This window comes from Streptomyces sp. NPDC102274 (assembly GCF_044766385.1).
Taxonomy (GTDB): Bacteria; Actinomycetota; Actinomycetes; order Streptomycetales; family Streptomycetaceae; genus Streptomyces.
Genome location: NZ_JBIWLW010000020.1, coordinates 152,641 through 172,520 on the forward strand (window position 1 = coordinate 152,641; position 19,880 = coordinate 172,520).

The window sequence follows — 19,880 nt, forward strand, 5'->3', positions numbered from 1 at the left end:
CTATCCGCGCGCGGACAGCCAGCGCAGGGACGCCAGTCCGAGCCCGGTCATCATGCCCTCCAGCCTCGGATCGCCCGTGGAGTCCATGGAGCAGGCGGCGGCCAGGAGGAACCCCGCCTGCGCCGAAATGAGTACGTCGACCGACTCGGGGTCGACACCGGTCAGCAACGGATGGCGTGCGGCGTACGGTTCCGGATCGATCCCGGAGAGCGCCACGCTGCCGAGCAGCATCACCACATCGGCGTGTGCGGGCCCGATCCAGGCGTGCGGCCAGTCCACGACGACGACACGGTCGTCGGTGAGCAGGACGTTGAACGGGTACAGGTCTCCGTGCGTGAGGGTGTCTCCGGCGGTCGCCTCGCCGAGCCGCGCCTCCAGCGACAGGTGCTTCTCCAGTTCGCGGGCGGCCCGGGGCGCGATCTCGGTCAGCTTCGCCAGCGCGCGGGGTTGGTTCGTCAGCCGCTCCCAGCCGCCCAGCCGTGGCGCCGGGAGGGTCACCGCGAGACGTGGCGCCGGGGTGAGCCGTCCGGCCAGGTCGGTGAGGGCGTCGAGGACCCGCTCCAGTTCGGGCTCGCGCCACGGCTGCGCGGGAAGGCTTCCGTCGATGTCCTCGAAGACGAGCGCCACCCATTCGCCGTCGTCGTAGCTGCCCAGCAGCCGCGGCGCGGGCACCCCGGACGGCAGCCCGGCCGCCACGGCGCCTTCCCGGCGGTGGAACGCGCCCACCGCGGTCGCGGCGACCGTATCGACGGCCTTGGCGAACGCCCTGCGGCCGTCGGACAGTTCCAGCCGGACCGCGAGGCCGTCGGAGAATCCGCCCTGCTGGCTGGTGGCGGCGGTCACCGTGCCCTGGAGCACGTTTTCGATCCCCGCCTTCACCGCTCTCGGCAGGCGCTCCCAGGGAATGCGCCGGCTTCCGGTATGTGAGGGAAGAGGCACAGGTGTGCCCCAGGAGGTGTGGTTGGTCGGCATGGACCGACCCTAACCGTTCGCCGGATGCGGCCCGACACCACCGCCCCCGCCCACGGACCCGCTACCGGCCGCCGGTCCGGGTCAGGGAGACGGACCCGGCCCCGGGCCCGGCACCGGTCGCGGAGCCGGACGAGGCCACCGCCATGCCGTACGGGCTGCTGCCGAGCATCAGGGTCGCGGTGACCTTGAGGGTCTCGGGGTCGATCACCGTGAGGGTGCCCGCTCCCTGGTCCGTGACGTAGACCGCGTGCGAGGTGACCGCGATGTCGAACGGCTCCGTTCCCGGCGGGCCCACATTGACGGTGCCCGTGACGCGGTGGCTGCCGGTGTCGATGACGGAGACGTCGCCCGGACCGAGGACGGCGACGTACGCCTTCTTTCCGTCCGGTGCGAGGGTCACGCCGAAGACCCCCTCGCCGACCGGAACCGTGGCCGTGACCTTGCCGGTGCGGGTCGAGAGGACCGAGACGCGGGCGGTCGTCTCGTTGGCGACATAGACGGACGTCCCGTCCGGGGTGACGGCGACCCCCACGGGCGAGCGGCCCGCCGGGAAGGTACCGACGGCCCGGTGGGTACGGGTGTCGATGCGCGAGACGCTGGCCGAACCGGAGTTGGCGACATAGGCCGTCCCGCCGTCGTGGCTGACGGTCACGGCCACCGGGGAGACACCGACCGGGATGGTCGCGGTCACCCGGTTGGTCCGGGTGTCCAGTACGGAGACGTTGTTCGAGCCCCCGTTGGTGACATAGAGGGTGGAGCCGTCCGGGCTCAGCGCGACACCGCTGGGCTTCTTGCCGACCGGGACGGTCGCGACGATCTTGTTGGTCCGGGTGTCGAGCGCCGAGACCTCGGCCGATTCACTGCCCGCGATATAGGCGCGCTTTCCGTCCGGGGTGATGGCGATGCCGTCGGGGCCGGTCCCGGCCGGCACGGTCGCCACGATCCTGTGGGTGCCGGCGTCGATCACGGAGACGGTGTTGTCGAGTTGGTTGGTCACGTACATGTGGTGCCCGGCGCCCGGCTGTCCGGTCGCGGAGACCCCCGCGGCCGTTCCGCGCGCCGCCGTCCCGGGCGGGGAACAGGACATCAGCAGGAGCACCGCGCCCGCGCCCAGGACCGGCCGGAGCACCCTCGTGCGCGGTTGGCCGGCGGGGTGGGCTCGGGGGTGGCGGGCGGAACGCATGGTGCCTCCTGCGCGTGGGAACCGCGTCGGAATGTGATGCCGGTGCCTTCAGTGCCCAGTGACCGCTGACAGCGCACTGGCCGCACACCGACGACCGATCGGCCGGTATGCCCGTTTTCGGATCACCCGCTGCGCCGAACGTACCCGACGGTCCGTCCCCTCGCCATCGACGTCTTCAGGCCAACCGGACAACGGCGGCTTCCTCGCCGCCTGATCGTCGCCATCACGACGAAGGTCTGCGGCAGACCACGCTGATCAGGGTGAAGGAAGCGAAGAACGGCCCCTCGGAGAGAGCGGCGAACCAGCGGCGACCGCGCGTTTCGTCGATGACACCGTCCTTGATCGCGCGCTGCACATTGCGGCCCAACCCCAGTGTGTGGTCGGCGTCCTGGAAGTCACGGAAGACCGGGGTCGTGGCGAGCACGGTCTCCACGGTGAAGCCGGCCCCCGTGGCCAGGCGGGCGAGGCTGCGGCCGACAGTGGCGTTCCGGACCATCCGCGAGGTGGTGTAACGCGTGAAGGCACGGCTCGTGTCGAGGTCCTCCGCGTCGACGGCCAGGGTGTCCCAGTCGGGTTCGGTCAGACCGATGAGCGCGCCCGGCCGGGTGGCCAGGTGGAGTTGGGCCAGGACATCGGCGGGCTCGGCGACATGCATCAGGACCCGGTCGATCTTCGCCCGGTCCGCTGTGCCCGGTTCGACGGGGAGGGCGTGGGCTTCCCCCTCGCGGATCTCGACCGCGGGGAGAGCGTCCGTACTCCGCCGGGCCTCGGCGAGCATGGCCGGGTCACGGTCCACGCCGATCACCGTGCCGCTCGGGCCGACGCGTTCCGCCAGCGCCGGCAGGTCGGTGCCCGGACCGCATCCCACGTCCAGCGCGGTCTGGCCCGGCCGGACGTCCAGCAGATCGATCAACTCCCGCTTGTACGCACGGCCCGCGTCGGCGGCGGCGGCGCGCAGCATGTAGGCGGCCTGGTCGGGTCGGGACACACCGAGACTCGTGGACACGGATAGAGTCAAGCACTCCGGCCCGGCGCGTGAGAGCCGATCGGGTCATCCGCTCTCCCCCTCTCTCTCCGGCGGCCTCAGTCGCGCCATCTCCGCCGGCGCGAGCCGCTCCACCACCTCCGCCAACGCCTCACACGCCTGCTCGATCTTCACCCGGACGTTCCGCTGCTCGGTGACGACCGCCGCCACCAGCAACGAGGTCAGTGCCACCGACCCGTTGAGCACCTGAAGGCTGATCAGCCGCTCCGTCAGGGTGTGGTGGGCGAAGGCCCCCTCGCGCTCGGTCGTCTCCAGGACCGTCATGACCGAGACGAACAGTGCGTACGGCGCGCTCCCCGCGAGCTGGAAGCGCAGCGCCGCCCAGATGAGCACCGGGAAGAACAGGAAGACCAGGGTGAGGGACATCCTGACGGCCAGCGGGGTGATGATGGCGGCGGCCACCACCACGGCCGTCCCCTCCACCCAGCGGTCGAGCCGCAGGGGCCGCCGGATACGGCAGACGACGAGCAGGAAGGGCGTCACCAGCAGCACCCCCATGGCGTCACCCGCCCACCACGCCAGCCAGGTCGGCCAGAAACCCACCGGGAGTCTGCCGTGGAGCACCAGCATGGACGTTCCCACCGTGGCGCTGATCAGCATCCCGGCCAGGGCGCCCAGGAACACCAGCGCCAGCCCGTCCCGTGGCCGGTCCAGCTCGATACGGAAGCCCACACGCCGCAGCAGCAGATAGGAGCAGAGCGGTGCGAGGGTGCAGCCCGCCATGACCCCGGGCGAGACGGCACTCAACGGGTCGAGTGTCAGGAGGTGGAAGAGGACGCCCAGGGTGATCCCCGGCCAGATCCCCGGACCCATCAGGAACAGACAGGTCAGCGCGATGCCGGTGGGCGGCCAGAGGGGTGACACCGCCGCGCCCTCGACACGCACCACGCCCTCCAACGTGCCGATGCGCGTGCCCGCGTAGTAGATGACGGCGACGCCGAGGATCCGGAGAGAAGCCACGAACAGACCCCGGAACTTCTCGCTGCGCGCCACAACAGCCATCAGACAGTGCCCGTCGCCCGCCCCGGCCATGACACGCACCGCCGGACCGCGGACATCACCCTCTCCCGGCGCCGGTCGGGCAGCGGAAGTGATCGGGCCTGTCGGGTCAGCCCGGTTCGAAGATCTGCTCGTCCTCGTAGACGAGACTGTCCGAGTCGGTGCAGGCCGCCACCGTGACGGCGGATACGACGCGCAGCCCCAGCTGGTCGGCGCGCTCGCCCAGTTCGGCGCCGCCGCAGTGGGCGAGCACCAGCGTGAACGCCTGCCTCTCGTTCATGATGTACGGCTCTCCGTACCCCAGTTCGGCAGCGGCCTCGGGGTCGCTCCGCGCGATCTGCCACGCGCGGTGCATCAGCAGTCCGGGATCCTCGATCACGAGCTGACGGGTCTCGGTGACGGTGACGGCCAGCCGGGCCGCGGCGGAAACGACGGTACGGGCAGGCCGGGCGGGACGGCAGATGGCGCGGACGGGGTCGACGGCCTGGGCGGGACGGGGGAGGCTCGCACCCTCATCGGATACAGAACATGACAGAGCGGACACAGGTGGCTCCTGTCGGGAGGGATCAGCGGTCGCCCGCGGTGAGGGTGGCCCAGCACCGCACGCGGTACGGGCAGGGCAGAGCGGTGGTCCGCCCGTGGTCGGCCGCCAGCGCGGCGATGACTTCGAGGCCTCTGCCGTGGTCGCCGGCCAGTTCGTGCGGACGGCTGCTCGCGGCCGGTCCCCCGTCGTCCACTGCGATGTGCACACTGCCGTCCGGACGCCGTTCCAGATGAGCGCGGATGGGGCCACAGGCGTGCAGTACGGCGTTGGTGACCAGCTCAGACATGACCAGCAGGATGTCATCGACGATGCCGTCGGTGACGTCATCGGTGGTGCCGTCGGTGATGCCGTCACCGACCGGATACGACCAGTCGGCCAGCGCGGCGCGGGCCCACTGCCGGGCGCGCCGGCTCGCGTGGTCGCCGCGGTCGAGGCTCAGGGAGAGCCGACGGGTGTCGCCCCGTGAGGACTGGTCGTCCCGGGAGGACTGGCGGACGACCCATGCGGTCCGGCCGGCGGGAAGACCGCCGAGAAGCCGGACGCTGGTCATGCGGGCCTCCGCGAACGTGCGGAACGGTTCCGGAAACGAGACCCGCCATGGGCTTCGATCGGCCCCTTCCCGGAGGATGCGGCTCGGACAGATGGGGACATACTCATCACTGTCGGAGCACCGTGCCTGATATGCAACGTGCGGAGTGTGCAGGGCGAGCAAGGTGCGCACGGTGTCGCACACCGCGAGACCCGGGAGCACTCCGGAGAGGGGCAGAGATCATGAGACCGAGGTCCGGGCCCACCGTGCACCACGCGGTCCTCGCCGCCCGGCTCCTGTCGCTGCGCGTGGGCGCCGGTCTGTCGCAGGCGCAGGCGGCGGCGGCGCTGGGCGCGCACCGGACGACGGTCATGAGAATCGAACGGGCCGAGACGGCGCTCGACGCGGGCCAGGTACGGACCCTGCTGGAGCGCTACGGGGCAGGCCAGGAGGAGATCAGGCAGTTCCTCGGCGAACTGGCCACCGCCAATCTGCCGGGCTGGTGGCATCCATGGCGGGACGTGATGCCCCCGTGGGCCCTGGACGTGATGAACGTGGAAGCCGCGGCCCGCATGGTCCGTGTCTGGCACCCGGCGCTGGTGCCCCCGCTGCTCCGCACCCCCGCGTACGCCCGCGCGGTGGAGGAGGCGCTCGGCGCCGACCGTTCACCGGCCGACCGCGCCAGGCGCGTGGAGCTGCTGACGGAGCGCCGGGCCCGGTTGACGGAGCGGGGGGCCCGGATCTGGGCACTGATGACCGAGACGGCGATGCATACGCGCGTGGGCGACAGGAGCATCATGGAAGAGCAGCTCACCGCGCTGCGTGAGGCCGCCGCCCGGCCGGACGTCACCCTCCAGGTCGCACGGCTGACCGATCCACCGCATCCGCTGACCGGCGTGGCCGGTCTGACCCTGTACCGGGTGGATGTGCCCGAGATCCCGGACCACGTGGTCCGGGAGAGCCCGGTGGGACCGGCCGACGTCTGGAACGACACCGGGACCGTGACGGCGTACCGGACGCTCATCGACCAGGCGTGCGCCGCCGCCCCGCATCCGTCCACCCCGCTCCCCTGTCCGATGCCCGTTGCCTGACCGCCCGTACCCGAACCGTGACCGAAGGGATCTACCGTGCCGGATGAGACTCCCCGTCGTATCGACACGACCGTTCCGCACTCCGCGCGCATCTGGAACTACTGGCTGGGCGGCAAGGACCATTTCTCGGCCGACCAGGTGGCCGGGAACGCCTACCGCGAGGTCTTTCCCCTGATCGAGACGTTCGCGCGGGAGTCGCGCGGCTTTCTGCGGCGCTCCGTCACCTATCTCGCGGCGGAGGCGGGGATAACGCAGTTCCTCGATCTCGGCGCCGGGCTGCCGACCGTGAACAACACGCACGAGGTCGCGCAGCGCATAGTCCCCACCGCGCGCGTCGTGTACGTGGACCACGACCCGCTGGTCCTGCTGCATGTGCACGCGCTGCTCACCTCCACCGCCGAGGGCGCCACCGCGTACATCGAGGCGGACATGCGGGACACGGACGCGGTGCTGGACGGCGCGGCGGAGACCCTCGACATGTCGCGGCCGGTCGCGCTGGTCATCTCGGACGTGCTCGGCCACATCGTCGATCTCGACGAGGCCCTGGCCCTGGTCGAGCGGCTCGTGGACCGGTTGCCGTCCGGCAGCCATCTGGCCCTGAGCCACGCGGCGGCGGCGGACGAGGGACACGCGGCGGCGCAGGAGACGTACAACGCGTCCGGGGCCGTCCCGTACATCCTCCGCACACCCGAGCAGATCGCCAGGTTCTTCGACGGGCTGGAGCTGGTCGAACCGGGGGTCGTGTCCTGGCCGCACTGGCACCCCGACGCCACCACCACCTCGGTCGCGGAACGGGGCGGGTGGGGAGGCGTCGCCCGTATCCCCTGACCACGGCCCCTCGCCCCCGGACCACACCCCTCGCCCGCCGGCCGCCGTCCAGCACGTGCGGGCGGGCCGTATCTCGCGGAAGCTGTGCGGATGGACAATGACGGGCTGGTGGCGCGCCGGCTGATCGAGGCGGCGGCACGCTCGGGAGCCTCGCTGATCGCGGAGACCGCGGCCGCGGTCTCCGGATGGGCGGTCTTGGTGGACCCGGCCATGCGCGCCGTCTACAGCTCACCGGACCGCGCCGCCGCGGCGGGGATCAGCGCCGCGGCGGGAACAGGAAGCGTGACAGGGGCCGGCGGCGAGCGGGCGCGGTCCGGTGACGCCGACGACGGCCCCGATACGACGGTCCGGCAGGTGGTGGGAGCCACGCTCGTGGTCCACGCCGGCCCGGATGTCTCCGCCCGCCGGGTCGAGCTGGTGACCCGGACCACGGCCGGACTGCTGGAGGTACGTGCCCGCCGCGCCGAAGAGCTGACGAGCGCGGAGATGCGACTGCACGCTGTGCTGACGCGCCTGCTGCTGCGCGGCGAAACCGGTCTCGCGGCCGAGGTCGTCGGCGGTCTGGCCTCACACGCCACCGTCTACCGGCTCTCCGGCGGGGCGGATCCGCAGGCCACGTACCAGGCGGTGTGGCGCGCGCTGCTGCCCACCGGCGCCCGGCAGGGCGCGTCCACGCTCATCACCCTCCTGGACGGTGAGCTGGTCGTCGTGGCCCTCCATGACGCCGCGCGGGACGACGGACGGGTCCTGCGGCTGATCGCCCGTTCGGCGGAGCGGCACGGGCTGCTCGGCGGCGTCGCGGACCCGGCGCCGCTCGACATGCTGGCCGCCGCCTTCACCGAGGCCGGGCAGGCACGCGCCGGGGCGGCGGCGGGCCGCCGGCTGGTCCCGGCGGCCGGGCTCGGAGACCGCGCCCTGCTGCGGATCATCCCGCCCGACCGGCTCACCGCATGGGCGTCCTCCCTGCTGGGCCCGCTCACCGCGCCCCAGCGCCAGGCACTGGAGGGGTGGCTGCGCACCGGATCGGTCGGGGCCATGGCACAGATGCTGGGGATCTCGCGCGGCACCGCGCGGTCACGGCTGCGGACGGCCGGCGAGCGGCTGGGAGGTCTGGACACGCCCCTCGCCCTGGCACAGCTCTCCCTCGCGCTGCGTGCCCCGGAAGCCGACCCTGCGGAGGCGGCCGGGTGGGCCGGCGCGGACCCGCCCGCCGCGCTCCCCACGGAACTCGTGGACACCGCGCTGGCACGCCGCTGGGCCGGCGCACTGACCAAACCGCTCGACACGCCGCAGCGGATCGCCCTGGGCGTCTGGCTCGGCCATCTCGGCAGCATCGCCCCGGCCGCCGAGGAACTCGGCCTGCACCGTACGACGCTCCGGCGGTGGCTGGAGGAGATCGGCCGGCTGCTGGACGTGGACCTGTCGTCCGCCGCCGTCCGCGCCGACCTCTATCTGGCGCTGGAGACCCTCGCCCGCCCGGACGGTCCCCCCGGCGCGCTGCCACGCCGGGGAGGCCGGACGTACCACCGGCCCATGGCTCGCTGAGGGCGGCGTGTTCACGCTCGGTGGACGGCTTCCTCAGACGGCTTCCTCAGACGGCTTCCTCAAGCGCCTTTCTGAACGAGTCCGCGGTCGTGGTGACGATACGGGGGCTGTCGATCAGCGCCTCGTCGATCACGCGGGCGAGACGGCGGGGGACCGATGGGCTGCGGTCCCGGATCGGAACGGCGGGCTCCCGGAGCAGTACCGCGAGGGGGTCGACGGTGGGCGGGAAGTCGCGGGGTGTGGCACCGGTCAGCATGCGGTACAGGGTGGCCGCCGTGGCCCAGACATCGACCTCGGGCTTGGCGTACTTGTAGTCGACGACCTGGGTACGGGGCATGTACGCCACCGTGCCGGCCACCGTACCGGTGCGGGTGAGACCGGACAGACCGGCCCGGTCGAAGGCCTTGGCCAGGCCGAAGTCGCTGATCTTGACGGTAGGTGGCGTGCCGTCCGCGGTGAGGAGGATGTTGGAGGGCTTGATGTCCCGGTGCACCAGGCCGCGTACGCTCCCCGCGCCACCACCCTCCGCCGAGGGCGCCGGAGGTGCCGAGGGGTGCGGCCGGGGCAGTGGTGCGGTGTGGGCGTGGGCGAGGCCGTCGAGCACCTGTGAGGCGATCGCGACCGCCTCGTCCGGCGGCAGCGTGCCGCCCCGCGCGGCCAGCCACTGCCCCAGGTCGCCGCCTCCGCAGTACTCGCAGGCCAGATAGAAGCTCGCGCCGTGTGATCCGCTGTCGTGGAACCCGACGATGTTGCGGTGCCGCAGGCCGCGGATGCCCTCGATCTCCCGCAGGAAGTTCGCCCTCGCGCGGTGGCCCACCGCGATCTCGGCCAGCAGCACCTTCAGGGCCACCAGCTCACCTGTGCCGAGGTGGCGGGCGAGATGGACCACGCCCTGTCCGCCCCGGCCGAGTTCACGTACGAGTTCGTAGTCGCGCAGGCCCGCGAGACCGTCGTCCTCGGCGGCACGGGACAGCAACCCCCGCACGATGGTCCGGGGGCTGTTCCGGCAGGGGTCGCAGACGATGTCGCCCGCGCGGCCACGGTCCGCCCGGTCCGCCCGGTCACGGTCCGCCGGTTCCACGTCGCGACCGCAGTGCGCGCAGTACGCGCGGGTCGTCACCGGTTCGCCGGCGGCCGCCTCGGCCGCGATCTCGACCCGCAACAGGGTTTCGCCCATGCGCACTTCGTCACCGTGGGCGAGATCGCGTTCCGGGAACTCCACGCGCGCGGCCTGCTCCGGGGTCTCGTCCGGTTCGCGGCGGCCGATCTCCTCGCCGTTGACGAACGTACCGTTGAGGCTGCCGAAGTCGCGCACGCGTACGTCGGGAGGGTTGATGTCGAAGAGGCAGTGATGCCGCGAGACCCGCATGTCGTCCTGGGGCAGCCGTGGCGAGCAGTCGGAGGCGCGGCCGACCACGCAGGTCGCGCGCTCCTCGAAGGAGAACTTCCTTCCCTCTGACGGGCCGGACCGTACCGACAGTGTGACGGACGCGACCGCCCGCGCGCCGCTCACGACGATCCTCGCGAGGCCCGCGACAACCGTGAGACCCCTGGGAGCCGCGAGAACCATGTCGACGGGGTGGACGGCGTGGATGACGCGGGTGGTGTGGACGGCGGAGCCTGGGGAGACGGTGAGAAGTCGTACTCCCAGTCCAACTCCCAGACCCGCGTGACGCCTTCGTGGTCACGCGACAGGACGACGCGCCCACCACCCGTGATCGCGAGCCACATGATCCCGGACGAGTGGCCGTCCAGCGTGCGCAGGCAGGCCCCGGTGTCGAGATCCCACACCCGCAGCAGACCTTCGGCGTCGCCGCTGACCGCGAAGCGGCCGTCCGCGCTGACCTCGGCACTGCGTACCGCGAAGGCGGGAAAGCCGCGCTTGATCCTGGCCGTATGACGGCACCGGCCGGTACGCAGGTCCCAGGTCCGCATCGTGCGGTCCTGGCTCACCGAGACTCCGACGCCGCCGTCCGCGGAACAGGCGACGCCCACAAGGGTCTCCCGGCCGTGGCCGGTCATCGTGTGGCGGCAGAGCCCCGTCCGGACGTCCCACACTTGTACGGTCCCGTCCCAGCACCCCGCCAGCAGCACGTCACCGCTGCCGCTCAGCGCGAACTCGCGCCATTTCCCGCCCGCCAGGACATGGAGGCAGCGCCCGGCCCGCACGTCCCAGATCCGTGGCCCGTCGTCCCCGTAGGAGAAGGCGTACCGCCCGTCGGCGCTCATCTCCAGCTTGGAGACAGCGGCCGTGTGTCCCGTGAGTTCCCGGACACACGTATCGGTGTCCAGGTCCCAGACACGGATGATCCGGTCCTCCCCGGCGGAGAGACCGACCCGGCCGCCGGCGTCCAGCGCCACCTTGTACATCCGTCCGGTGGTGCCGCGCAGCGTGTGCCGGGAACGTCCCGACTCCACGTCCCAGCCGCGGACGGTGCCGTCCGCACCCGCCGACAGCACGACCCGGTCGTCACCGGTGACGGCGAGATCGCGGAAGGTGTCGACGTCGCCCCGCGCGACGAGGCGCCGGCCGCCGTCCCGCAGGTCCCACAGGTGGAGTCGTGTCCCCTCCGAGCGCGAGACCAGTTCCAGCAGACCACGGCCGGAGTTGAGCGGCAGCAGGCCGGCGGCCTCGTGCGCGCTGTGGGGCCCGAATCCGATGATGGGCGGGGTGGCGCGGAGCCATGCGTCGGACAGGGTGGTGCGCCGCCCGGCGCCCGTGACGTCCTGCCAGCGGTCGAGCAGTTCCCGGTGGCGCCGGTAGCCCGGTACGGCTCGCGCCCGGCGTAGCTCGTCGGCCGCGGCACCGGCCCGGCCCTCGCCCATCAGCGCCGTCGTACGGTCGAGAGCGCGGCGCACCACCTCGCTCTCCCGTACGCGTTCCGTCGCCGCGCGCGGAAGCGGGTAGCTCCATGGCGCGGGCGGACCCGGGGGTGCCGGCTCCCTGAGCGTGAGTCTGCCGCGGTCGCCGCCCGTCAGCGCCAGGCGGCCGTCGGTACTGAAGGCGACCGAGTAACTGCCTTCCCGCCACGACCGCAGGCATCTGCCGACGGGCAGTTCCCACAGTTCGGTGGTGTTCGTGGCGCCGCCGAGGGCGTAACGCCCGTCGGCGGTCACGCCGTAGTAGTAGCCCAGTCCGCCGGGGCGGATGACGGTGGAGCGCTCGCGGCCCGTCGCCACGTCCCAGATCCGCACGCCGGAGCCCCCGGTGCTCGTGACCGCGGTGCGCCCGTCGGCGCTCAGCGCCGCATCCCGGAACCCGGTCTCGATGGTGCGCAGGACCCGGCCGGTGCCCGGATCCCACACGAGCAGACCGTCGTCCGGTCCGGTCGTCCACCGGTCGCGCGTCAGCGCGACGCGGCCGTCCGCGCTGAGGGCCAGCCCATGGCCGGTCCCGCCGACGGGCGTGCCGTCCGGTCCGGTCTTCAGCTCGCGCAGGCAGCGGCCGGTCGTGGTGTCCCACACCTGCACGACTCCGTTGGTGTGCGCGGTCAGCGCGATCAGGCCGTCCGCGCTCATCGCCACGTCGCCGGGGCTGAATTTCGCCGGGTTCGCCCCGTGGTCGAGGGTGTGGAGGAGCCGGCCGGTACGCAGATCCCAGATCCGCGCGGCGCCGTCGGGCGACGCGGTGATCGCCCGACCGGCCTCCGCGTCGGCCGCCAGACCGTAGATCCCGAACTCGCTGTCCGTCGCGGTGATGACCCGTACACAGCGGCGGCCGACGAGGTCCCAGACGCGGACCGTCCGGTCCGTGGCGGCGGAGACGCCGGTGCGGCCGTCCCGGCTCACGGCCACCCCGTACACGATGCCGGCGTGACCGGTCAGGGCCATGGCCGGACGGGTCCGTGGTGCGCGGTCGGCGCGTCCGAGCGCGTCGGCGATCTCCGCGTCGCCGGGCGCGCGCTCCGCGGCGGTCCGCAGCAGTTCCGCCGCGGACTCGGCGTCGCCGCGCTCCAGGTGCACCAGGCCCAGCAGATACTCGGCACGCCCCCCTTCCGGGTGAGCCGCGCGGACCCCTTCCAGATCGACGATCACCTGAGCGTCGGTCAGCCGGCCTGCGCGCCACATGTACAGGCCCCGGTTGTACACCGCGTGCGGGTTGTGCGGATCGATCTCGGAGGCCCGCTGCCACAGGGCCTCGGCTTCCTCCGCCCGCCCGAGGTCCACCATGGAGAGAGCCTGGTTGGACAGCCCGTCCGCGAGCCGCACCGCGGTCAGCGGTTCCGGCCTCGGGTACGGCTCCCCCAGGGCCGCCGCGTAGACCTCGGCCAGTTCGGCGGCGAGTTCGCCCATGTCCCTGGGCCGGTCCGCCGGGACCCAGGCGAGACAGCGCTCCAGCAGGGTCACCAGGCCGGCCGGGATGGCCGGGATGGCCGCGATCCGTTCGTCGGGGTGATCCTCCGCGACGAACGCGGCGAGCACCTCGGCCCCGGTCTGCCCGTACTGGCACGGCGGGCGGCCGACGAACATCTCCAGCACGGTCAGCGCCCACGACCAGGTGTCGGTCGCCCGGGTGAGCTGTGTCCTCGGCCGCCCGGAGTCCTCTGTCCATACGGCGGCCTCCGCCTGCTCGGGGGAGCAGAAGGCCGGTGTCATCCCGCCGTACCCTGCCAGTACGCTCGCGCCGGGCGGCACGACGGTGCTCTCCCCCGCCACGGCGCGTGCCCTGGCCAGTCCGAAGTCGGTCACCTTGGCGGTGCCGTCACGGGCGAGCAGCACATTGGCGGGCTTGACGTCCTGGTGGATCAGCCCGTGCCGGTGCGCGTGCCGAAGCCCCCACGCGGTCTGGACGGCGATATCGAGAATGCGGCGCAGGGCCTCGCGGTGGCCGCCGGTGTAGAGGTGTCCGTCGCGCACGGCCTCGGCCAGGCTGCCCCCGTCCAGCCATTCGGCGAACACCCCGGGCACACCGCTCAGCGTGCGCACGTACACGCAGTTCACCGTGTGCGGATGCTCGCCGAGACCGACCCAGGTCGCCGCCTCGGTTTCGAAGTCCCGCAGCCCCTGTTCCGTGGCCGCCAGGGCGGGCCGGGGTACCTTCACCGCCAGTTCCACGTTCCAGTCGCGGTGCAGGACGCGGTAGACCAGCCCCATCCCGCCGCTGCGGATCACATCCCGGACCTCGTAGAGAACCAGGATCAGCTCGCCGGGACGCCACTCGTCGGGTACGTGCCTCGCCACTCGCCCACTTCTCCGTCCGGAGTCCACCACAGGCAACACGTCACAGTCTGCCCAACCGCTCTCGGACGGACCAGCGTTCGGATCCGGTCGCCCCGGCCGACGGAGCCTGTCGCCACGGTACGCAGCCGTACCCAGCAGCGGGAAGCGACCCGATCGGCGCAACTCCGATGTCCGGGATGTACGGCGCGATGTCGCACGGGCCGATCGAGCCGCGCGGTCGCGGCCAGGCACCCGGCACTCGCCGGACAGCCCGCCTCGCCCGACATGCGTATCCGGGAGGTTCGGGTTTCGCTGGAGGTGCTGTCCGGCCGCGTACATCCATCAGCCACCCCCGTGTCCGGGGCCGGACAGCTCGACGCGTCACCACGCCCTCGCGCCGTTCCTCAGCGGCTGGGCGGACGGACGCGACGGAACGGGACGCTGTGCCCGGGATGCGACAGCACGTCATACCGGTCAGACTGACGGCGCGGGAGACGACGGTCCAATGAGGCAGCCAGACTGTCCTCACTGGACCGTCCCCCGTCCAGTCGACGACGCGTACGACGGGGTCGCCTCCTCGGGCGGCGTGCTACGTTCCCGCGGATTGTCCATCGGTTTGCGCGGATCCGGATTTCCGTGTTGATCCGGAGTCAGGATGAGAGCGGGAGAGCGTCAGCTCGCGAGGCAGTACCGTCACGAACCCACCAGGGAACGGATCTTCAACCCGTCATGCGTACACGCGATCAGTGGATCACTCGCGCCGAGACCGGCGCGGACATCCCCGCCATCCGTGACATCAGCCTCGCGGCCTTCGAGACGCCGTCGGAGGCCGACCTCATCGACGCCCTGCGCGCCGACTCCTCCTGGATCGACGGCCTGTCCGTCGTCAGCACCGACGAGGACGGCAACGTCGTCGGCCACGCGCTGCTGACCCGCTGCCACATCGACGACACCCCGGCGCTGTGCCTGGGCCCCGTCGCCGTACGGCCCGAGCACCAGCGGACCGGCGCCGGTTCGGCCGCCATCCGCGCCGCTCTGAAGGCGGCCAACGACATGGGCGAGTATTACGTCACCGTCCTCGGACACCCGCCGTACTACCCGCGGTTCGGCTTCACCCGCGCCTCCACACACGGTATCGGCCTGACCATCGATGTCCCGGACGAGGCCATGATGGCCATGACCCTGGACGAGTCCCGCCCGCTGCCGAGCGGCACCGTCCGCTACCCGGCGCCCTTCGGGATCTGACACCCGATCATGGCCGTGCGCCAGGGAGTTGGGTGTGCGGGGCGGGCGGCCGTAGACCGTCCATCAGCAGGTTGAGCATGCGAGCCGCTTGGTCGCGTTGCTCGGGCGCCCCTGCGACGACCAGGATGCCGGCCAAGGTCGCCCCCACGTCGGAGGCGTCGACGTCGGAGCGAATGTCGCCCGCGGCGGCCCCGGCATCGAGGAAGGTGCTCACGATCGCGACCAGCTCCGCGCGCATCTGATCGAACTCGAGCCGCCCGGAGGAGACGATCGCGCGCAGCGTCTCGATCATGCCGTGCTTCGTCGCGGCCCAGTCGGCGAACAGGTCCATCCACAAACGCATCGCGCGCGCCGGCGGGTGGGCTGCGAGCAGTTCCTCGGCACCGGTCCGGAGACGTTCGACCTGGTCGCGGTAGACGGCCTCGACGAGGGCCTCCCGCGTCGGGAAATGGCGGTAGAGCGTGGCGATCCCGACGCCCGCCTCCTTGGCGATCGCGTCGAGCGGGACTCGTCGGTCGCCGGACGCGAAGGCTCGGGCGGCGGCGGCGACCAGGTTGCGCCGGTTGCGGCGAGCCTCCGCGACTCGGGCGCGTGGTGGAGCTGCGTCAGTGGGGGACATGGTTGCGGAGTCTACTCCGATTGGATAGATTCGAATCCAATCGGAGGACCCTCCGATTGGTTCTCCGTCGGGACCGGAGGCCGGGATCCGCCGTGATCCGGCCATCGGGATCCCCGCGACCGCGAGTGGCGCCACAGAGCCGTGACGCGCTGTCGGTCCATCGTCGACGGGTTGGAGTAAGGGGCTTCGCATATGGGCGCACTCATTGTCTTCGGTTACGGTCCTGGAATATCGCACGCGACAGCGGAGCGATTCGGACGCGAGGGTTACTCCCTCGCATTGGTCGCGAGGAACGCCGAGAGACTCGCCGAAGGGGTTGCCCGCCTCAAGGCCGGTGGCATCGACGCCACGGCCTACCGGGCTGACGCCGCGGATCCGGCAATGATCCGGCAGACGGTCACACGCATCCGGAATGATCTCGGGGCCGTATCCGCGGTTCTCTGGACCGCCTTCAGAAGCGGCGGCGTGACAGACGTCCTCTCGACTGATCCAGGCGACGTCAACCGAGTGTTCGACGTCGGGGTCACCGGATTGCTCACCTGTACGCGGGAAGTGCTCGACGATCTGAAATCAAGTGCGGGTGCCGCGATCCTGGTCGCCAATGGCTCCGTGGGTGAACACACGTCGGAGAGCGATGCGTTCACGAAGTTCCTCGGCATCGACGGTGTCGCCCTGGAGAATGCCGCGAAATCCAAACTCGTCGGTATCCTCGCCGAGCGTCTGCGCGAATTCGGTGTCTATGTGGGCGAAGTGACGATCGCCGGATCCGTCAAAGGGACGCCGACGGCAAGTCCGACCGCGATAGAGCCGTCGGAGATCGCCGAGAAGTTCTGGTCACTCACGCGGACTCGCGACACAACCCGCGTTCGCATGGTCGAGTAGGGCGCGGCGTCCCGGGCGGCCGGGACGAGCGATCGACGCCACCAGTGCGAGAATCAGGCCCGGTGCTGATTTCTCAGTACCGGGCCTGACGTGGTATTTCATCCATCCGGCCGACGTGAGTGGTGGTTACGCCGGGTCGATGCGGGAGACGTTGCCACCGATGGCGAGCACGTACAGCTCACCATCGCCGCCCTCCACGAACGAGACGACCTCGCCGTTACTGACTCCGAGGTCGCTCTGGCCGGTCACCTCGCCGTTCTCTATTTGCAGAGCGCGGACAGTGCCGTCGCAGTAGTCGCTGAACAGGTACTGCCCCTTGAGGTCCGGGATCGCGTCGCCGCGGTAGACGAATCCTCCGGTCACCGAGCAGCCCAGCCCGTTACGGTCGTACTCGTGGATCGGCGGCACGTGGTTCGCGGGCTCCGTGCCACCCCGGAAGGGGTGGTTGCCCTCCATCTGGGACCAGCCGTAGTTCTCGCCGCCCTTGCTGTCCGCGGGGGCCCAGTCGATCTCCTCCCAGGCGGTCTGGCCGACGTCGCCGATCAGCAGGTCGCCCGTGCCCGCGTCGAAGGAGAACCGCCACGGGTTGCGCAGCCCGTACGCCCAGATCTCGTCCTTCGCGTTCGGGTCGTCCACGAACGGGTTGTCCGACGGGATCGCGTACGGCTCGCCGCCGCTCGGATCGATCCGCAGCAGCTTGCCGAGCAGTGTGTCGAGGTTCTGCCCGTTGCCGTGCGGGTCGCCGCCCGAGCCGCCGTCGCCGAACGCGATGTAGAGATAGCCGTCGGGGCCGAACTTGATATCGCCGCCGTTGTGGTTGGAGTACGGCTGCGTCTGGGTGAGGACGGTGCGCCGGGTGTCCGGCTGGATCTCGCCGTACTCCACGGCGAACTCATCGATGGTGCTGGTGCCTTCGAGGTCCGTGAACGAGATGTAGAAGTGCGCGAACTCGTTGTCGAACGCGATGCCCAGCAGGCCGCGTTCGCCGTCGGTGGTGGTCTCGCTGGATATGTCGAGGACCGGCTCGCCGAGCCCCTGATCGCCCAGGACCCTTACGGTGCCCGCGCGTTCGGCTATCCAGACCGTGTCGCCGGGCCCGGCGGCGCCGGCGACTGGATTCTGGGCTGTGGCCACATTCTTGAGCGCGACCGCCGCCGCCGGCCGTGGGGCGGCGGGTTCGTCGGCGGACGCCGTGGCTAAGGTGAGGGAAGCAACGAGGCAGATGGTGCCGATGATCGCCGAGCTTCTGGTGCGAACTTTCACCGTGACCCTCCTGGAGGCGGTGAGTGGGGGAACCCGGCTGCTAGGGGCAGTTGTATGGGCGTCGCCCGCGCCAGCACGCAACCTGGGTGGGGGGATTGTGTGCCACTGGCTACGGATGAGAATACAGGGACAGGGGCGATTTCACCTTTGATCTGCGGAAGCTCGTCGACGAGGGCGACCGCCGCACGACGTGCTGGGTCCTGTCCGGGACGTAGGCCCGTAGGTCCGTGTGGTCGGTCAGTCGGTGCGAGGGCGAGGGCTCCGGGAAACCTCATGTCTCGAAGCGGTATCCCATGCCGGGCGCGGTGATGAGATGGCGCGGTCGCGAAGGGTCGGCTTCCAGCTTGCGCCTCAACTGGGCCATGTAGACACGGAGATAGTTGGTCCGCGTGTGGTAGGTGGAGCCCCAGACCTCCTGCAGCAACTGCCGTTGGCTGACGAGCCGGCCGCGGTTGCGGATCAGCACTTCGAGCAGATGCCACTCCGTCGGGGTGAGCCGGATGTCACGCCCTTCGCGCCTGGCCTTCTTCGCCAGCAGGTCGACGCTGAACTCCCTGGTCCTGATGACCACCGGCTCCTCCGTGCGAGGCAGCACGCTCGACGTCCTGCGGGACGCGGCCCGCAGCCGGGCCAGAAGCTCGGCCATGCTGAAGGGCTTGGTGATGTAGTCGTCGGCGCCGACGTCGAGCGCCTCGATCTTCTCGTCGGAGGTTGCACGTGCCGAGACCACCAGGATCGGCACGCGGCTCCAGCCGCGCAGCCGCTTGATCACTTCGATGCCGTCCATGTCGGGCAGACCGAGGTCGAGCAGGACGACGTCCGGCGGGTACGCCGCGGCGAGTTGGAGAGCCGTGATCCCGTCGGGGGCGGTGTCCACCTCGTACGCGCGTGCCTTCAGATTGATCGCGAGAGCCCGCACGAGCGGTGGTTCGTCCTCCACCACAAGCACCCGGGTCATCGGTGGGCCACCCTTCTGTCCTGCGAGGGGATCGCGCGGTGACGGACCGCGGCGGGAGCCGTGGTGCGAGGCAGTTCCTCGGACCGTTGTCTCCCGCCGCGGTTCCGGTCTCACGATCAGCTCGTGATCAGTTCCTTGAGTGCGATATTGAGTGTGAGGACATTGACACGGGGCTCGCCCATGAAGCCGAGGACGCGGCCGTCGGTGTTGTCCTTGACGAGCCTCTCCACCTGATTGACGCCAAGGTTGTTCCTCTCGGCGATGCGGTGCACCTGGAGTTCGGCGTACTCGGGTGAGATGTGCGGGTCCAGGCCCGAGCCGGAGGAGGTGACGGCCTCGGCCGGTACGTCCGAGGGCTTCACCTTGTAGTCGGCGGTGGAGTTGTCCTTCACCACGGCGGCCTTGGCGTCCTTGACCCACTGGATCAGCTCTTCGTTGTCACCTGAGCGGTTCGTCGCACCGGAGAGAATGAGCGTGTACTGCGGGTTGACGCTGTTGGAGCCGAGGCCGTTGGAGGGCCGGGGCTGGAACCACTTCAGGTCGGGGGAAGCGGTCTCCTCGCCGTCCTTCAAGGGCAGGTTGTAGGTCTGGCCGATGAGTTCGGAGCCGACGACCTTGCCCTCGGACTTGATCTCGGAGCCGTTGGCCTTGCCGGGGAAGACGGCCTGGGCGACGCCCGTGAGAGCGAGCGGGTAGAGAATGCCCGTCAGCACGGTGAGGACGAGCAGGGCACGCAGCCCCGCGCCCAGCAACCGGGCGGTGTTTCCTACGGAGTTGTTCATGGCGTGATCAGCCGATTCCGGGAATGAGGGAGATGAGCAGGTCGATGATCTTGATACCGATGAACGGGACGATCAGGCCCCCGAGACCGTAGATACCGAGGTTGCGGCGGAGCATCTTGTCGGCGCTGGTCGGCCGGTATCGCACGCCTCTGAGGGCGAGTGGTACGAGCGCGACGATGATCAGCGCGTTGAAGATGACCGCGGAGAGGATCGCGGACTCCGGCGAGGACAGCCG

The 19,880-nt window shown here is 71.0% G+C and carries 17 protein-coding genes and 1 pseudogene; 5 read left to right on the top strand and 13 right to left on the bottom strand.

The features are described from left to right. The 6 genes from ACIRQP_RS25585 to ACIRQP_RS25610 all read right to left on the bottom strand — a co-directional run bounded on the left by ACIRQP_RS25585 (position 1) and on the right by ACIRQP_RS25610 (position 5,293). Entirely contained in the window at positions 1-972 is a 972-nt protein-coding gene (locus ACIRQP_RS25585) for an aminoglycoside phosphotransferase family protein (protein WP_403893466.1), read from the bottom strand. A 61-nt stretch (positions 973-1,033) separates the two neighbouring features. Next, positions 1,034-2,155 (bottom strand): beta-propeller fold lactonase family protein, encoded by a 1,122-nt coding sequence (locus ACIRQP_RS25590; RefSeq protein WP_403893467.1) that lies wholly within the window; start codon positions 2,153-2,155, stop codon positions 1,034-1,036. A gap of 223 nt (positions 2,156-2,378) precedes the next feature. Further along, on the bottom strand, positions 2,379-3,143 hold the full coding sequence (locus tag ACIRQP_RS25595) for a methyltransferase domain-containing protein (protein WP_403893468.1): 765 nt from the start codon (positions 3,141-3,143) through the stop codon (positions 2,379-2,381). Positions 3,144-3,206: 63 nt separating this feature from the next. After that, entirely contained in the window at positions 3,207-4,232 is a 1,026-nt protein-coding gene (locus ACIRQP_RS25600; protein WP_403893469.1) for an MASE1 domain-containing protein, read from the bottom strand. 76 nt (positions 4,233-4,308) lie between these two features. Beyond that, positions 4,309-4,743, bottom strand: a complete 435-nt coding sequence (locus ACIRQP_RS25605) for a hypothetical protein (protein ID WP_403893470.1) — start codon at positions 4,741-4,743, stop codon at positions 4,309-4,311. Positions 4,744-4,765: 22 nt separating this feature from the next. Beyond that, the gene (locus tag ACIRQP_RS25610; protein WP_403893471.1) at positions 4,766-5,293 is read right to left on the bottom strand and encodes an ATP-binding protein; all 528 of its coding nucleotides are present in this window, start codon (positions 5,291-5,293) and stop codon (positions 4,766-4,768) included. A gap of 221 nt (positions 5,294-5,514) precedes the next feature. On the opposite strand from ACIRQP_RS25610, the gene ACIRQP_RS25615 reads away from it, so the two are divergent. The 3 genes from ACIRQP_RS25615 to ACIRQP_RS25625 all read left to right on the top strand — a co-directional run bounded on the left by ACIRQP_RS25615 (position 5,515) and on the right by ACIRQP_RS25625 (position 8,736). Continuing rightward, positions 5,515-6,363: a DUF5753 domain-containing protein gene (locus tag ACIRQP_RS25615; protein ID WP_403893472.1), complete on the top strand. Its 849-nt coding sequence runs from the start codon at positions 5,515-5,517 to the stop codon at positions 6,361-6,363. Positions 6,364-6,399: 36 nt separating this feature from the next. Further along, complete coding sequence (locus ACIRQP_RS25620) at positions 6,400-7,191, top strand: SAM-dependent methyltransferase (protein ID WP_403893473.1); 792 nt, start codon at positions 6,400-6,402, stop codon at positions 7,189-7,191. A gap of 90 nt (positions 7,192-7,281) precedes the next feature. Next, entirely contained in the window at positions 7,282-8,736 is a 1,455-nt protein-coding gene (locus tag ACIRQP_RS25625; RefSeq protein WP_403893474.1) for a helix-turn-helix domain-containing protein, read from the top strand. 46 nt (positions 8,737-8,782) lie between these two features. Here ACIRQP_RS25625 and ACIRQP_RS25630 read toward each other — a convergent pair whose 3' ends face one another. After that, complete coding sequence (locus ACIRQP_RS25630) at positions 8,783-10,249, bottom strand: protein kinase (protein ID WP_403893475.1); 1,467 nt, start codon at positions 10,247-10,249, stop codon at positions 8,783-8,785. Further along, positions 10,246-13,917, bottom strand: a complete 3,672-nt coding sequence (locus ACIRQP_RS25635; RefSeq protein ID WP_403893476.1) for a protein kinase — start codon at positions 13,915-13,917, stop codon at positions 10,246-10,248. The genes ACIRQP_RS25630 and ACIRQP_RS25635 overlap by 4 nt, the downstream gene beginning before the upstream one ends. Before the next feature lie 708 nt (positions 13,918-14,625). Between ACIRQP_RS25635 and ACIRQP_RS25640 the strand changes: the two genes are divergently transcribed. After that, positions 14,626-15,141 (top strand): GNAT family N-acetyltransferase, encoded by a 516-nt coding sequence (locus ACIRQP_RS25640; RefSeq protein ID WP_403893477.1) that lies wholly within the window; start codon positions 14,626-14,628, stop codon positions 15,139-15,141. A gap of 7 nt (positions 15,142-15,148) precedes the next feature. Here ACIRQP_RS25640 and ACIRQP_RS25645 read toward each other — a convergent pair whose 3' ends face one another. After that, a complete protein-coding gene (locus ACIRQP_RS25645) occupies positions 15,149-15,760 on the bottom strand; it encodes a TetR/AcrR family transcriptional regulator (RefSeq protein ID WP_403893478.1) in 612 nt (203 codons plus the stop codon). Positions 15,761-15,952: 192 nt separating this feature from the next. On the opposite strand from ACIRQP_RS25645, the gene ACIRQP_RS25650 reads away from it, so the two are divergent. Continuing rightward, positions 15,953-16,642 (top strand): SDR family NAD(P)-dependent oxidoreductase, encoded by a 690-nt coding sequence (locus ACIRQP_RS25650; protein WP_403893479.1) that lies wholly within the window; start codon positions 15,953-15,955, stop codon positions 16,640-16,642. Between the two features lie 126 nt (positions 16,643-16,768). Here the strand turns inward: ACIRQP_RS25650 and ACIRQP_RS25655 are convergent, their stop codons facing one another. The 4 genes and pseudogenes from ACIRQP_RS25655 to ACIRQP_RS25670 all read right to left on the bottom strand — a co-directional run. Further along, on the bottom strand, positions 16,769-17,905 hold the full coding sequence (locus tag ACIRQP_RS25655; RefSeq protein ID WP_403893480.1) for a PQQ-dependent sugar dehydrogenase: 1,137 nt from the start codon (positions 17,903-17,905) through the stop codon (positions 16,769-16,771). A 271-nt stretch (positions 17,906-18,176) separates the two neighbouring features. Further along, on the bottom strand, positions 18,177-18,863 hold the full coding sequence (locus ACIRQP_RS25660) for a response regulator (RefSeq protein ID WP_403893481.1): 687 nt from the start codon (positions 18,861-18,863) through the stop codon (positions 18,177-18,179). A gap of 116 nt (positions 18,864-18,979) precedes the next feature. Beyond that, positions 18,980-19,645, bottom strand: coding sequence for a potassium-transporting ATPase subunit C (locus tag ACIRQP_RS25665; RefSeq protein WP_403893482.1), 666 nt, complete (start codon positions 19,643-19,645; stop codon positions 18,980-18,982). 7 nt (positions 19,646-19,652) lie between these two features. After that, a pseudogene (locus tag ACIRQP_RS25670) lies at positions 19,653-19,880 on the bottom strand (potassium-transporting ATPase subunit B); the annotation flags it as partial.